General features: G+C 73.3%; 11 protein-coding genes and 1 pseudogene. 5 read left to right on the top strand and 7 right to left on the bottom strand.

Annotated features, from left to right (window positions below):
• Positions 1-267 precede the first annotated feature (267 nt).
• Positions 268-797 (bottom strand): annotated as a pseudogene (locus ABTY20_RS14290) (GNAT family N-acetyltransferase).
• A 227-nt stretch (positions 798-1,024) separates the two neighbouring features.
• On the opposite strand from ABTY20_RS14290, the gene ABTY20_RS14285 reads away from it, so the two are divergent.
• Entirely contained in the window at positions 1,025-2,749 is a 1,725-nt protein-coding gene (locus ABTY20_RS14285; protein WP_351997290.1) for a VanW family protein, read from the top strand.
• On the opposite strand, the gene ABTY20_RS14280 is transcribed toward ABTY20_RS14285, so the two are convergent.
• Positions 2,740-3,807, bottom strand: coding sequence for a DNA topoisomerase IB (locus tag ABTY20_RS14280; RefSeq protein ID WP_351997289.1), 1,068 nt, complete (start codon positions 3,805-3,807; stop codon positions 2,740-2,742). The genes ABTY20_RS14285 and ABTY20_RS14280 overlap by 10 nt on opposite strands.
• Before the next feature lie 139 nt (positions 3,808-3,946).
• Positions 3,947-5,410, bottom strand: coding sequence for an aminotransferase class I/II-fold pyridoxal phosphate-dependent enzyme (locus ABTY20_RS14275; protein ID WP_351997288.1), 1,464 nt, complete (start codon positions 5,408-5,410; stop codon positions 3,947-3,949).
• A gap of 194 nt (positions 5,411-5,604) precedes the next feature.
• On the opposite strand from ABTY20_RS14275, the gene ABTY20_RS14270 reads away from it, so the two are divergent.
• Positions 5,605-6,801, top strand: coding sequence for an amidohydrolase (locus tag ABTY20_RS14270; RefSeq protein WP_351997287.1), 1,197 nt, complete (start codon positions 5,605-5,607; stop codon positions 6,799-6,801).
• Positions 6,802-7,097: 296 nt separating this feature from the next.
• Here ABTY20_RS14270 and ABTY20_RS14265 read toward each other — a convergent pair whose 3' ends face one another.
• Positions 7,098-7,907 (bottom strand): shikimate dehydrogenase family protein, encoded by an 810-nt coding sequence (locus tag ABTY20_RS14265; RefSeq protein WP_351997286.1) that lies wholly within the window; start codon positions 7,905-7,907, stop codon positions 7,098-7,100.
• A gap of 160 nt (positions 7,908-8,067) precedes the next feature.
• Between ABTY20_RS14265 and ABTY20_RS14260 the strand changes: the two genes are divergently transcribed.
• The 3 genes from ABTY20_RS14260 (at position 8,068) to ABTY20_RS14250 (ending at position 11,029) form a co-directional block, all read left to right on the top strand.
• The gene (locus ABTY20_RS14260; protein WP_351997285.1) at positions 8,068-8,820 is read left to right on the top strand and encodes a siderophore-interacting protein; all 753 of its coding nucleotides are present in this window, start codon (positions 8,068-8,070) and stop codon (positions 8,818-8,820) included.
• A 63-nt stretch (positions 8,821-8,883) separates the two neighbouring features.
• Positions 8,884-9,930, top strand: coding sequence for a 3-dehydroquinate synthase family protein (locus ABTY20_RS14255; RefSeq protein WP_351997284.1), 1,047 nt, complete (start codon positions 8,884-8,886; stop codon positions 9,928-9,930).
• Between the two features lie 49 nt (positions 9,931-9,979).
• Positions 9,980-11,029, top strand: coding sequence for an aldo/keto reductase (locus ABTY20_RS14250; RefSeq protein ID WP_351997283.1), 1,050 nt, complete (start codon positions 9,980-9,982; stop codon positions 11,027-11,029).
• Between the two features lie 58 nt (positions 11,030-11,087).
• On the opposite strand, the gene ABTY20_RS14245 is transcribed toward ABTY20_RS14250, so the two are convergent.
• The 3 genes from ABTY20_RS14245 to ABTY20_RS14235 form a co-directional block, all read right to left on the bottom strand.
• On the bottom strand, positions 11,088-12,116 hold the full coding sequence (locus tag ABTY20_RS14245; protein ID WP_351997282.1) for a methyltransferase: 1,029 nt from the start codon (positions 12,114-12,116) through the stop codon (positions 11,088-11,090).
• A gap of 75 nt (positions 12,117-12,191) precedes the next feature.
• Positions 12,192-13,616 carry an FAD-binding oxidoreductase gene (locus ABTY20_RS14240; RefSeq protein ID WP_351997281.1) on the bottom strand — a complete coding sequence of 475 codons (1,425 nt, stop codon included), beginning with the start codon at positions 13,614-13,616 and terminating at the stop codon, positions 12,192-12,194.
• On the bottom strand, positions 13,613-14,959 hold the full coding sequence (locus tag ABTY20_RS14235) for a sulfate adenylyltransferase subunit 1 (RefSeq protein ID WP_502991808.1): 1,347 nt from the start codon (positions 14,957-14,959) through the stop codon (positions 13,613-13,615). The genes ABTY20_RS14240 and ABTY20_RS14235 overlap by 4 nt, the downstream gene beginning before the upstream one ends.
• Between the last annotated feature and the right edge of the window lie 6 nt (positions 14,960-14,965).

The raw sequence follows: 14,965 nt of genomic DNA, 5'->3' as shown, positions 1-14,965 counted from the left end.
GACCGCGCGCGGACGGGCGGAGTGCCGGCGCGGGGGCGGGGCGTTCCGCGCCGGCGGCACAGGGCGGTGCGTGGATGCGGTGCGGTCGTGCACGGGCGGCGCGCGGCGGATCCCGCCGGTGGGAGCGCTCCCATGATGAGAGTGGTGTGACGTCCTGTCAACAGACGGGAACTCCGGGGACATCGGCCGCCCGTGTCGCCGTCCCCGAGGCCGGACGGCGTCGGGCCGAGGGGCGGGCGTGGGCGGTCCCCGGGGCGCGGTGGGGCGTCACCGGGCCCCTGCGGCCGCTCCGCAGGACTTCTCCAGGAGGGTGAACGGCTTGGGCGGACCGCCCGGCTGCGGTTTGCCCGCCCGGTGGCCGACGACCCGGCAGCCGGCGTCCAGCTGGTAGGCGTTCAGGCGCGCGTTGCCGGCCAGGCAGTCCAGCCGCGCGAGCGCCCGTCCCGCCGCGGCGATGCGCCGCTCCGCGGCACGCAGCAGGAGCCGTCCCGTCCCCGGCCGGGCGTTGCCCCGGTCCACCATCAGCCGGTGCGCGGAGCCGGCCGCCGGCGGCTGCGGCCCCCAGGCGTCCTCGTCCTCCACCACAGCTCCCACGCCCCGGCCACGCGGCCGTCGGTCTCGGCGAGCCAGACCTCACCACTCGCCATGACCCTGCGGAAGTGGTCCTCGTCGAGCCGACCGGGCCGCCACTGGCCGGTGACGCCCCGGGCGAGCATCCGGCGGGCGGCGTCGTCGCGCAGACGGACGAGGGCGGCGAGGTCGCTCTCGCCGGCGAGGCGGAGGCGCGGATCGTTCACCCCGCGATCCTCGCACGGGCCGCGACGGCGCCGGGGCCGACGCCGGGGCCGGTCGGGCGGGCGGGCGGGCGGGCGGTTGCCCGCCGCCGTTCGGACCGATGATCCAAAACGTCCGGTGTGACCTTGGATATACCTTTTAGCACCCGGTTGCGCGTAGCTTGGCCGACTGCTCCCGCACCCGGTGCCGCGCCACCGGGTGCGCGTCCCGTCGATCATTCAGGAGACCCATGCGCCCCCGGATAGCCTCTTTCCCGCCCCTCGCCCTGGTGGGCGGCACGCTGGCCGTCGGCATCGGTGGTCTGTACCTCACCGGGCTGCTGCTCACCGGCGGTGAGATCGAGGCGGGGACGACGGTGCGCGGTGTGGACGTCGGGGGCCTGACCCGCGAGGAAGCCGCCCGGAAACTGGAGCGGCACCTGGCGGCGGCCGGCCCGCACGAGCTGGCCGTACGGGTCGGCGACCGCAGGGGCGCGGTGGATCCGCGGCAGGCGGGGCTCACCTTCGACGTCCGGGAGACCCTGGACCGGGCGACGTCCACCGGGGCCGATCCGGTCGGCGTGATCGGCGGGCTGTTCCGTTCGGGCGGTGACATCGAGCCGGTCGTGCGGGTCGACGAGGACAAGGCCCGTACCGCCCTCGGGAAGCTGGCGAAGACGCTCGACCAGGAGGTCCGCGACGGCGCGGTCTCCTTCGCCGGCGGCCGTGTCGAGCAGGTCGCCCCGCGCACCGGGTACGCGCTGGACGTGGACGCTGCGGTCGGCTCGCTGCGCGCCCCCTTCCTGCGCGGAGCGGCGGACTCGGTCACGGTGCTGCCCGCACGCGAGACCGAGCCGGAGGTCACGGCGGAAGAGGTCCGGCGGGCGGTGCGCGGGTTCGCGCGGCCGGCGATGTCGGCACCGGTCACGCTCACCGCGGGCGGCAGGCGGTTCACGCTCCCCCCGGCCGTGCTGGGCGAGCACCTCACGATGCGGCCGGACGACGCCGGCCGGCTCACACCGCAGCTCGACAGCAAGGGCCTGCGCGCCGCGCCGGTGGTGGCCGACGCCCTGAACGGCCTCCCCGCCACACCCCGCAACGCCCGGCTGGGGCTCGAGGGCGAGAGGGTCGTGGTCACCGCCGACGCCAGGGCCGGCCTGGAGGTCACCGACAAGGCCCTGGGCAAAGCCGTCCTGCCCCTGCTCACCGAGTCGGGCGCCGCCCGCACCGGCGAGGTGGACACGCGACGGATCCAGCCGGAGGTCACCCGCGAGAACGCGGCACGTCTGGGACTGACGGAGAAGATGTCCTCCTTCACCGTCCACTTCGAACCGGCCGCCTACCGCACGACGAACGTCGGCCGGGCCGTGGAACTCATCGACGGCTCCGTCGTCATGCCGGGCGAGACCTGGAGCTTCAACCGGACCGTCGGCGAGCGCACCGAGGCCAACGGCTTCGTCGACGGCATCATGATCTACGACGACCAGTACCGGAAGGCGCCGGGCGGGGGCGTCTCCGCCGTGGCCACGACCGTCTTCAACGCGATGTTCTTCGCCGGGGTCAAGCCGGTCGAGCACGGCGCCCACTCCTTCTACATCGAGCGCTATCCCGAAGGCCGGGAGGCCACGGTCGCCTGGGGCAGCCTGGATCTGAGGTTCACCAACGACTCCGGCAAGGCCGTGTACATCCAGGCCGAGTCCACCGACACCTCGCTGACCGTCAGCTTCCTCGGCACGAAGAAGTACGACGAGGTCACGTCGGTCACGGGGCCGCGCACCCAAGTGCGGCAGCCGGCGAAGAGGGTGAGCACCGACGAGCAGTGCGTGCCGCAGGCCCCGCTCGAGGGCTTCGACGTCACCGTCGAGCGGGTCTTCCGCGACGACGGCCGGGAGGTACGACGGGAGCCGTTCCGCACGCACTACACCCCGCGGGACGAGATCACCTGCGAGGAGGCGCCGGGCGGGCGTCAGCCCTGAACGGGCGTCCCGCCCCGTGAGGTCCCTCCGGCCTCGGGCGGGCGCCCTTCGCGGAGCATGCGGAGCACCGCCCGTTCAGCGGGTCCCTGGGTCGCGGGGATGCCGTGCGCGCCCCCGTCGCCGAGGCGGGGCAGCACGGAGGCGATCGTCACGCCCTCCTCGTACAGCTCGATCACCCGTGGGTTGATGTAGGAGGCGCGGCAGACCGCGGGCGTGTTGCCGAGGTACCCGGCCACCTCGCGCACCGCCCGGGCGACGGCCCGGCGCCGGGCGGTCTCGCTGCGCGCGACGGACCGGGAGACGGCCAGTGCCACGGCGGCCATGACCGTGGCGTGCCAGGTGCGGAAGTCCTTCGCGGTGATCTCGAGGCCGGCCAGCTCCTTGAGGTACAGGTTGACGTCGTCACCGCTCACCTCGTGCCAACGGCGTCCCTCCCAGTAGGCCAGGAGCCGGTCGTCACCGCTCCGCCGCCGCCTCAGCGCCTTGAGGCTGCGGCAGGCGGCGGGATCCGCGACCGTCCGGACGATCTCCCTGCCGTGCTTGCCGGTGTAGGTGAACAGGACCGCACCGGCCCGGCAGCGGGAGTGCCCGGCGAGCAGCGTCGTCAGGCCGTAGCTGTTGTTGAGTTCGGTGTAACGGTCGCTGCCGATGCGGAAGAAACCGAGGTCGAGCAGGCGTACGGCCGTGGCCAGGACGCGCTGCCGGGTCAGTCCCCGGTCCTCGAGGTGTTCCTCGACGGTCTTCCGCACCGCCGGGAGGACCTCGGCGACGTCGAGCACGTGCTCGTGCTTGGCCTGCTCCTGCTCGGCGCGGAACTGCGGGTGGTACAGGTACTGACGGCGTCCGGCGGCGTCGGTGCCCACTGCCTGCAGATGTCCGTTGGCCCGGGTGCAGATCCACACGTCGCGCCAGGCCGGCGGTACGGCCAACGCCCGGATCCGGTCCAGCTCCGCGGGGTCGCGCAGCGGGTCCCCGCAGGCGTCGAGGTACCGGAAGCCGCGCCCGTGCCGCAGACGGCGGTATCCCGGATCCGTGGGACGGCTGTGGTGCAGACGCATGCGACCCTCCTGTTCCTCACCCGGTGGGCCCCGGACCCGCGGGCCCCGGCCGGACCGCCTCACGGGCGTTCCGTCCGGGACACGGGCTTTCCCGCGGGATCACGGGGCCGGTCGTTCGAGCATGTCCTGCCGGTCGTCGTCAGTGCCGCGCCACCACCCGGAGCGTCGTGACCGAGGGGTCGGCCGCGTCCGGGATCAGGACCCCGTGTTCGACCCCGCTGCGCAGGTAGTCCAGCACCTCGTCGGTGATGACCTCACCGGGTGCGACGGCGGGCACCCCCGGCGGGTAGGGGCTGATCGTCTCCGCGGCGATCCGTCCCGCGGCCCGTTCGGCGGGCACGTGCTCCACCGGGGCGAAGAACGCCTCCCGCGGCAGCATCGCCTGCTCCAGTTCCAGGGCCGGGGGTTCGGGCAGGCGCACCGGAGGCCGCCTCTCGATGGAGTCGGCGCCCTCGACGAGCGCGCGCAGGGCGTCCAGCAGGACCTTCTCGGTCTGGTCGTCGTCGGCGTGCGTGATGGACGCGCTGATCCGGCAGGTGTCCGAGCCGCCGACGTCGACATGCCGGTTCGCCCGCAGCCACTCGGCCGCCTGCATGCCGCTGACGCCCAGTTCCCGTACGTCGATCACGATCTTCAGCGGGTCGAACGCGGCGGCGAACCCCTCCTCGACGACCTCCCCTCCCATGGGCCGCAGGCCGGGCAGGTCGCCGACGGCCGACCGGATGCGCTCCGCACGGCGCAGCGCGACGTCCAGGAGTTCGCGCCCGTGCTGGACCATCTGGCGGCGCCAGCCGTCGAGGGTCGCGTAGACCAGGGACGAGGCGCTGGTGGTGCCGAGCAGGTCCTCCCGCTGTTTGAGGGCCTCCGGCGACACCCGGTCGTACTGGAGGTGGAAGACGGAGCTCTGCTCGACGGCCCCGCCCATCTTGTGGACGCTGGTGACCACCAGGTCGGCCTCGGCGTCCATGCCCCAGGCCGGCAGCCCGGGATGGAACGGGAGGTGGGCCCCCCACGCCTCGTCGACGATCAGCGGGACGTCGAACTCGTGGCAGACCCGGGCCACGCCCGCCACGTCCGCGCAGGTGCCCCAGTCGGTGGGGGTGATCAGCAGCATGCCCTTGGCGTCCGGGTGCTCCCGGAGGCGGCGCCGGACGTCCTCGGGCTCCGGCGGGTGCGCGAGGTGCCGTTCGGCGTCGAACTTCGGGTGCACCCAGATCGGCTCCACACCGTTGACGACGACGGCCGCGATCACCGACTTGTGCGCGTTGCGGGACAGCAGCAGCTTCTCGCCGGGACCGGCCACGGCCAGCATGGCGGTCTTGACCGACAGGGAACTGCCGCAGGTGGAGAAGAACGCCTGCTCGGCCCCCACCGCGTCGGCCATCAGCTCTTGGGCCTGGTCGAGCACCCCCTGGGACTGGCGGCGGTCGTCCAGGCCGTTGAGGGACAGGACGTCCGACCGGAACACGTCGAGCCCGACGACCTCCGCCACCCGCGGGTCCACGCCTCGGCCCTGCTTGTGCCCCGGCGGGCCGAAGGCCACGTCCCCGCGCCGCCGGAACTCCTCGAGCGCCTCCAGCACGGGTACCCGCGAGTGATCCATCGTTCCTCCCAGCGGTCGTCCCGCCCCCGGCCGCTCCCGGCACGGCGACGTCGCTCCGCGTCGTCCGGGAGCGCACCGAACGTGTTGCACCGGCGCACCGGTTGAAACCCGGAGGTGTCGCGACGCCCGGCCGATGGAACCCGGTGGTGTGCGAAGCGAGGACCGACGACCGCGCCCCGATCCGAGGAGACCAGGTGGCCACCACGCCTTCCGGCGACGACGTGAACGCCGGCGTCCACGACAGGCTGCGCGGGGAGGTCGCGAAGCGGGCGGATCCGTTGTGGGGGATCGCGCTCGAGCTGCACGCCCATCCCGAACAGGCCTTCTCCGAGCACCGGGCCGCGGCGCTGCTGACGGACGCGCTGGAGCGGGAGGGTTTCGAGGTCGGGCGCGGGACGGCCGGGATGCCCACCGCATTCACCGCCCGCTCGGGTCACGGCCGCCCCGCCGTGGCACTGCTGCTGGAGTACGACGCCCTGCCGGGCCTCGGCCACGCCTGCGGGCACAATCTCATCGCGGCCGCCGGTCTGGGGGCGGCGCTCGCGCTGAACGCGGTCCTGGACGGCTCGGCCGGACGCGTCATGGCCGTCGGGACGCCGGCCGAGGAGGGCGGGGGCGGAAAGGTCCTGGAGGTGGAGGCCGGCGTGTTCGACGACGTCGACGCCGCGCTGATGTTCCACCCGGGCGTGTACGACTGGACGCGGGCGCCGCTGACCGCGCAGGTGCAGTACCGGGTGGCCTTCCACGGCCGCGCCGCGCACCCCACCGGCAACCCGACCGAGGGCGTCGACGCCCTCCTGGCGCTGATCGAACTCTTCAACGTCCTGACCGCCCTGGGCAGGCGGCTGCCGGAAGCCTCCCACATCCAGGGGATCGTCACCGACGGGGGCAAGGCCACCAACATCGTCCCGGAGCGCGCGGAGGGGCTGTTCGGCCTGCGCGCGGCGACGAACGAGGCGTTGGAGGACCTGATCGGGCAGCTGCGCGCCGGCGCCGAGGGCGTCGCCCACGCCACGGGCACCGGGGTCGAGGTGGAACGGGCCACGCTCCGCTACGAGCACTTCCGTGACAGCGGCCCGCTGTCCGGGAGGTTCGCCGAGCACCTGTCCGGGGCGGGGATCGAGTTGACGCCGCCCGTGCCGGGCGTCCACCTGGGATCGTCGGACATCGGCAACGTCAGTGCGCGCGTGCCCGCCATCCACCCCTTCGTCGCCGTCCTGGACGACGGGTCCGACCACACCCCCGAGTTCGCCGCGGCAGCCGCCTCCCCGCGGGCCCGCGACGTCCTCGTCGCCGTCACCGGCGCGCTGGCCTGCACGGCCGCGGATCTGCTCCTCGACGCGGACCTGCGCGAGGAGGCGTGGAGACTGCACCGGGAGACGGAACGCTGAGCCGTGCCCGGACGCGACCGCCGCCGGTCCCGAAGGGCGGTCCCGGTGGTCCTGCCCGGCCCTCGGAACCGGTGCGAGACTCCGGAACCGCCTTCGTCGTCGAACTTCCCCCTGGCGTAAGCCGGTTCGAATGTCACCCGATCGTGCGACGGACCCTCGCTCAGGGAAACGGCTTCGGTGGTACACCGGCTTGTCGAGAGCTCTTTCCGCCTTCCCGGCGGCGATTTCTGCCTGTGGGCAGGTCGGTGGCCAGGTCGTCCGAGGCCGGAGTCCGTCGCCGCGCCCCCGTGCCCCGGTCAGGAAGGCGGTCCGCCGAGGCCGAAGAAGTCCAGGTACAGATCGAGCTGGTGGGCCAGCATCGCGGCACCGTAGTGCACCTCGAGGCCGTGCCTCTCCGCTGTTCGCAGCAGTGCGGTGCGCCGGGGCTTCATGACGATGTCGACCACCACCGTGCTGCCGGCGAGGAGCGCGGGATCGAAGGGCAGGGGATCCTCGGGGCGCATCCCCAGCGGGGTCGCGTTCACCGCCAGATCCGCCGCCACGGGGCCCGCGGTGCTGTGCACACGTCCCCGGAAGCGCGGTGACAGCCGCTCGGCAAGCGTGCGCGCCCGGTGCTCGTCCAGGTCGGTGATCGTCAGTTCGGCACCGGCCGACAGCAGGGAGACGGCGATGGCGCTGCCCGCCCCGCCCGCGCCGACGAGCCAGACGCGCCGGCCCGCCGGTTCGTGCCCGGCCGCGCGCAACCCCCGCACGAAGCCCTCGCCGTCGAAGTTGTCGGCTTGCCACCGGCCGTCCGGGGCCCGGCGCATCGCATTCGCGCCGTCGCTGAGCACCGCCGTGGGACTCACCTCGTCGGCCAGGTCCAGGACGGCCTTCTTGTGCGGCACGGTGATGAGCAGTCCGTCGACATTTCCGGTGCTCTGCAGTCCCCGGACCACGGCGGCGAGTCGTGCTGGTGTGGCGTGCGCCGGCACCAGCACCGCATCGACGCCGAGCCGGGCGAACAGCGCGTTCATCATCGAGGGTGCCTGCACCTGCTCGACCGGATCTCCGATCACGGCGAACAATCGGGTACTGCCGGTGATGAGCTGGTGTTCCGATGTCATGCCGAACCCTCCGACATCCTTGGCCAGGCCCCGGTGCGTCCCGAATCCCGGGAACCCTAACCGTGGGCCACCCAGGGATCAACGGGGCCTCGTGCACGGGCGGCATACTGAACGGCGGCAGGGGTCCGACCGGTCGAGGGAGCCAAGGAGGGCGGAACGGGTGAGTCTGTCTGACGTGCCCCGGCACGGCGCGGGGCAGGGGCGGCGGTTCCACGACACCCGGATGCTGGATGTGAGGGTCGCCGAGGTGCGCGACGTCACCCCGGCCATGCGGGAGCTGACTCTCACAGGGCCCACGCTCGCGGTCCTGCGCAGCAAACCGGGCGCTCACCTGCCGCTGGAGGTACCGGACGTGGACGGCGTACCGCGGCTGCGGACGTACTCCGTGTGGAGGCACAGTCCGTCGCGCGCCACGCTGACGCTGCGGATCGCACGGCACCGGCCGGGGGGCCCGGGCAGCCGGTGGGCGTTCTCCGCGGTGACGGAGGACCGGACCCGTCTGGGGGTGCCGCGCAACCGGATCACGCTGGAGCCACGGGCCCGCTACCACGTCTTCATCGGCGAGGAGACCGGCGCCGTACCGCTGCTGACCATGCTGGCGGCGCTGCCCGCGGGAGCGGCGGCCTGCGGGGTCCTCGAGACGACCGGGCCGGACGGCGAGTTCTCCGCACCGCACGGTCCGCGCGGTCTTCCCTGGGTGCACCGGGGCCGCGCCTCCGCCGTGGGGTCGCGGGTGCTTCTGGAGGCCGTACGGCGGCTGCGGCTGCCGCCCGAGCCGGGCATCGCCTACGTCGCGGGTGAGGCGACGACCTGCCGGGCCGTGGTGCGCCATCTGTGCGGTGAGCGGGCCTGGCCGCGTTACGCGGTGAAGACCCAGGTCCACTGGGCGGCGGGGCGGACCGGCATCCTCTGAGACGGGCCGACGGTGCCGGAAGGCGCCCTCGCGCGGGGCGGACGGGACGCGTATAAAGAGCGCATGACGCGTACACGGCACGCTGCTGACGTGCAGCGCATCGACGTACCGCTGGGAGCGCGCTCCTACTCCGTGCACATCGGCCCCGGAGCCCGCGGCCTGCTCGCCCCGCTCGTCCGGGGCCTCGGGGCACGCCGGGCCGCCGTCGTCACTGCCCGGCCCGTGGACGAGGCGCCCGATCCGGGTGTTCCGGCGCTGCGGCTGCCGCTGCCCGACGGCGAGGACAACAAGACACTGGCCACGGTGGAACGGCTGTGCGGCGCGTTCGCCGATTTCGGGCTCACCCGGACCGATGCGGTGGTCTCCTGCGGCGGCGGTACCACCACCGACACCGTGGGTCTCGCGGCCGCCCTGTACCACCGCGGCGTTCCCGTGATCCATCTGCCCACCACCCTGCTCGCCCAGGTCGACGCGAGCGTCGGCGGCAAGACGGCGGTGAACCTCGCACAGGGCAAGAACCTCGTCGGCGCCTACTGGCAGCCCGCCGCGGTCCTCTGCGACACCGACTATCTGCGCACCCTGCCCGAGCGCGAGTGGCGCAACGGCTACGGCGAGATCGCCCGCTGCCACTTCATCGGTGCCGGCGACCTGCGCGGGCTGCCGCTCGCCGAGCAGATCGCCGCGAGCGTACGTCTGAAGGCCTCCGTGGTGGCCGCGGACGAACGGGACGCGGGCCTGCGGCACACGCTCAACTACGGGCACACCCTCGGCCATGCGCTGGAGCGCGCCACCGACTACGCCCTGCGGCACGGTGAGTGCGTGGCGATCGGCACCGTGTTCGCGGGGCGCCTCGCCGGTGCCCTCGGACGGATCGGGCCCGACCGGGTCGCGGAGCACGAGGAGGTCGTACGCGCCTACGGACTGCCCTGCGCCCTGCCCGCGGACGTCGACCCCGCGGCCCTGATCCCGCTGATGCGGCTCGACAAGAAGGCGACGCGCGGCCTGAGCCTCGTGCTCGACGGGCCGGGCGGTGTGGAACTGGTGCAGGACATACCGGAGGCCGAGGTGGCCCGCACGCTCGCCGGCATGCCTCGCACCGGGCGGCCGTAGCGGGGCATGCCCTGATCAGCAGTCGAGACGACCGGAGGACGGAAGACGCATGGAACGACGCATCCTCGGCGACACCGGGATCTCGGTCAGCGAACTGGCCCTGGGCACCATGATGTTCGGTTCCTGGGGCAACCCCGACCGGCAGGAGGCGCGCACGGTCATCGGCATGGCCCTGGACGCGGGGATCAACCTGGTGGACACCGCCGACATCTACGGCGAGGGCGGCACCGAGGAGATCGTCGGCGAGGCGCTCAAGGGCCGCCGCGACGATGTCGTCCTCGCCACCAAGTTCCACGGCCCCATGGGACCGGACCCCAACCACCGCGGGAACTCCCGGCGTTGGATCATGCGGGCCGTCGAGGAGAGCCTGCGCCGGCTCGGCACCGACCACATCGACCTCTACCAGGTGCACGGAGTCGACCCCGACACCGACATCGACGAGACGCTCTCCGCGCTGTCGGACCTGGTGCGGGCGGGGAAGGTCCGGGCGATCGGCACCTCCAACTTCCCCGCCGACCAGCTTGTCGAGGCCCGCTGGACCGCCGAGCGCCGCGGCCACGTCCACTTCCGCTCCGAACAGCCCGCGTACTCCATCCTCAGCCGGAGCGTGGAGATGCACGTCCTGCCGACCGCACAGCGGCACGGCATGGGCGTCCTCGCCTGGGGCCCGCTGAGCGCGGGCTGGCTGTCGGACCGCGACGCCACACCCGGGAAGGGCCGTACGGTTCTGGAACCGCAGCGGTTCGACCCCACCGTACCGGCGAACGCGGCCAAGGCACGGGCGGTGAGCCGGCTGCGCGCGCTGGCGGCGGAGGCCGGGATGCCGCTCACCCGTCTCGCCCTGGGCTTCGTCCAGGCCCACCCGGCCGTGACCTCGGTGATCATCGGACCCCGGACCGTGGACCAGCTCAACGGCCTGCTCGCCGGTGCCGGGACGGTCCTGGACGACGAGATCCTCGACCGGATCGACGAGATCGTGCCGCCCGGCAGCGACCTCAACCCCGCCGACAACCACGCCGTGCGGCGGCTCCTCGCCGACACGGCGCGGCGCCGGCGGCCTGGCCCCCGCGGGACCGCACGAAAGGCGGCCCACCGCTGAACGGGGGGCGCCCCTGCGGAACCGGGTGGTCCGTACGGGGCGCCGGCCGCTCGGGCGCTCAGGCCCGGACCGTCTCCAAAATACGCAGGTCGCCGCCGACCGGGATGCTGCGCCGCACCGTGAGACCCGCTCGCTCGGCCAGTTCCCGGTAGTCCGACTCGGGCCGGTCCTGGCCGCCGACCAGCACCGTCAGCAGCAGCCCGCGGAACAGCGCCTCCTGGTCGGAGGTCTCGTCCACCATGCTCTCCATGATCAGCAACGGTACGCCGGGGCGCATGGACTCCCGGATCCGGGCCAGGATGCGCACGATGGTGTCGTCGTCCCAGTCGTGCAGCGCGCGCTTGATCGTGTAGACGTCCGCGCCTGCCGGTATCTCCTCGAAGAAGTCTCCGGCGACCGTCTCGTACCGTCCGTCGACGCCCGCCTTCGCCAGGAGTTCCTCGGCCAGCGGCACGATCTCCGGACGCTCCAGGACGGTGCCGCGGACCGTCGGGTGCTCGGTGAGGACCGCCGCCAGCAGACTGCCGAGCCCGCCGGCGACGTCGACCACGTGAGCGCCGGCCGGAAAGTCGTAGGCGCGGGCTATGCCGGCGCTCTCCGCCTCCGAGACCGCGCTCATCGCCGCGTTGAACCGCTGCTTGGCGTCGGGGTCGCTCTTGGTCAGCTCCCAGAAGGAGATCCCGTTCGCCTTCTCGAAGGACGACTCGCCGGTGCGCACCGTGTGCAGCAGGTCGCCCCACGCGGCCCAGTGCCAGTTCGCCGCCATGAACCGGGCGTCGGTCGACTCCGGACTGCCCGGCTCGGTGACCAGCACGGCCGACAGCGGCGTCTGGCCGTAGGTCTGCCCGTCCGGCAGCCGCCGGAACACCCCGAACGTGCTCAGCGCCCGCAGCAGCCGGCCCAGGGTCGGTGCGTGCGTGCCGGTGCGCTCGGCCAGGTCGGCCACCGTGCGCTCGCCCTGGGCCAGCAGGTCGGGGATGCCCACTTCGGCGGCGACATGGACGGCCCGCGCCCGCCACGCCCCTTGCAGCAGCTCGACCATCTGCCGGTTGACGCTCTGGTCCACGGTCTTGACGTGCTCGGTCATGGCAATCTCCGCAATCGCTCGTCGGTGTGTTCGGCTGGGCAGAGCGGGGCGCGCGGGGCGGCGGGAGGGCCGGGTCTAGTTCCCGGCCGCCCTCGGCGGGATGTTGTGGTTGAAGCGGAACATGTTGCCCGGGTCCCAGGCCGTCTTCAGCTCGACCAGACGCTCGTACGCCTCGTCCGTGTACGCCTCCCGCACGTCGGCGGGGTCGGTGTGGGCGATGCCCGCCATGAAGTTGAGCATGCGGGTGCCGGTCGCCCACGGCGCGAGCGTCGCCACGACCCGGTCGTGGCCCTCGTACACCGCCTCGTCCTCGCCGATGCCGAGGACCCCGGCCGAGTACACCTGGAAGCGCGCCTCGGGGAAGTGCGCGACCGCGTTGGGCACCCGCGGGGGGCGGGCCAGGGCGCCGCCGAGGTTGCGCACCTCCAGGCTGACCGCGCTCTTCGTGCCGGGTCCGACCAGCCCCAGGATCGCCTCGACCGTGTCCTCGTCCAGCGTGCCGAGCTGGAAGTTGTTGATGTGGTAGGCGCCCGAGACCGGCGGGTCGTTGTGGATGGTGCCGACCTGCGTGTACGGGATGTCGGTGACCGTGTCCAGCAGGATCGGCGCCACCTCGCGCAGCGGCCGGATCAGACGCTCCCCCTCCGCCGGGTCGCCGGCGTAGCTCAGCCGCAGGTGCAGGGCGAAGCGTCCGCGCAGCTCCTCGGGCACGCCGTCCGCGTCCGGCCAGTCCAGCATGAAGAAGGAGGAGGCCATCTCCTCCGGCATCTCGGTGACCCAGGTGCGGTACAGGTGCAGCGCGTCCCGCACCGACTCGGCCGGGTACCACAGGCCGCCGCCGTACAGCCGGGCGACCTCCATCAGCTCGACCTCGATCGCGGTCACCACACCGAAGTTGCCCTTGCCGCCGAGCAGCGCCCAGAACAGGTCCGGGTTCTCGTCCTGGTCCGCGACGCGGAGTTCGCCGTCGGCGGTGACCACCTCGATGCGCCGGACGTGGTCGGCGGCGTAGCCGTAGCGCCGGGAGAGGACGCCGATGCCGCCGCCCAGCACGTAGGAGACGGCACCGACGAACGGCGCCGAGCCGTTCAGCGGGGCGAGCCCGTGCTCGGCGGCGAGCGGGATGACGTCCTGCCACAGCACACCGGCCTCGAGCCGTGCGGTGCGCCGCTCGGGGTTCACCCGGACGCCGTTCATGGCGCGGGTGGACAGGTACACCGAGTGCTCGTCGGCGGGCAGGCAGGCACCGTGCCCGGTGGCCTGGACGGCGACGCCGAGCCCGTGGTCGCGGGCGAAGCGGACCGAGGTGACCACGTCGTCGGCGTTCGCCACGGCCACGACCAGCGCGGGCCGGTGCTCGACCGCCCGGTCGAAGCCGTCGATGTGCTCGGCGTAGCCGGGCTCGCCCGGCAGGAACACGGGGCCCCTGACGTCCTCGGTGAGCTGCCGGAGGCTCTCCTGGGACGGAGTCGTCTTGTTCGCCGGGTTCAACTCGCTCACTGGCATTCCTCTTCCTCGTCGTCCGACGCTGTGCGGGCGCGGGCGGCACCCGTGCGGTACACCGGCCCGGGGCCCGCCATGCAGGCGGCGAGCGTACTGCCGTCGGTCGGGTCGATGATCAGTAATGAGCCAGTGCGCCGGGAATCCCGGTAGGCGTCCTGAGCGAGGGGTTCGGCCGTGTGCAGCACCACGCGCCCGATGCCGCCCGCGTCGAGCCGGTCCGGTGCCGGCTCCTCGTCCAGCAGGCTCGGGCCGAGCCGAGCGGGGATGTCGGCGACCAGGGCTCGTACGGTTCTCGTGGTGTGCTTGACCAGGACCCGGTCGCCCCGGCGCAGCGGGCGTTCGTGCAGATGGCAGACGGTGGCCTCGACGGTGCGGGTGAGCGGCGGCTCCTGCCCGGCGGGCACGATCAGGTCGCCACGCGCCACGTCGACGCTGTCGGCGAGCAGCAGCGTGACCGACTGCGGCGCCGAGGCCCGCTCCACCGGTACCCCCAGGGCGTCGATGCCGCTGACGGTGGTGGCCGACCCCGAGGGCAGGACGGTCACCCGGTCGCCGACGCGGAACGTGCCCGCGGCGATCCGGCCCGCGTAGCCCCGGTAGTCGGGGTGTTGCGCGGTGCGCGGCCGGATGACGTACTGGACCGGGAACCGGGCAGCCGCCCCGGCCGGTTCGCGGGCCGGCGGCACGGTCTCCAGGTGGTGCAGCAACGTGGGGCCGCCGTACCAGGACAGCCGCTCGGAAGGGGTGACGACCTGGTCACCGAGGAGGGCCGACATCGGGATCGCGGTCGTCTCGGGGATGCCCAGCCCGCACGCCGTCTCGGTGAACTCCCTCGAGACCGCGGTGAACTCGGCTTCCCCGTAGCCGACCAGGTCCATCTTGTTGACGGCGAGGACGACGTGCGGGATCCGCAGCAGCGCGGCCACGGCGGCATGCCGGCGGGTCTGCTCGACGACGCCGTTGCGGACGTCGACGAGGATCACCATGAGGTCGGCGGTGGACGCGCCGGTGACCGTGTTGCGGGTGTACTGCGCGTGCCCCGGGGTGTCGGCCATGACGAACCGGCGCCGGGGCGTGGCGAAGTAGCGGTGCGCCACGTCGATGGTGATGCCCTGCTCACGCTCGGCCCGTAGCCCGTCGGTGAGCAGCGCGAGGTCCGGGCGGGCCCCGATGGTGGCCCGGCCGATCGCCGCGAGCTGGTCGGCGAGGACGCTCGCGGAGTCGTACAACAGGCGCCCGGCGAGGGTGGACTTGCCGTCGTCCACGCTGCCGGCGAGGGCGAACCGCAGCAGCGCGGTGTCCGTGGGGGGAAGCGCCGCGTCAGCGGGAACCGTAGTGATCGGCAC

Source organism: Streptomyces sp. NPDC126497 (assembly GCF_040302425.1).
Classification (GTDB): Bacteria; Actinomycetota; Actinomycetes; order Streptomycetales; family Streptomycetaceae; genus Streptomyces.
This window is presented reverse-complemented; position numbering and strand designations above follow the sequence as displayed.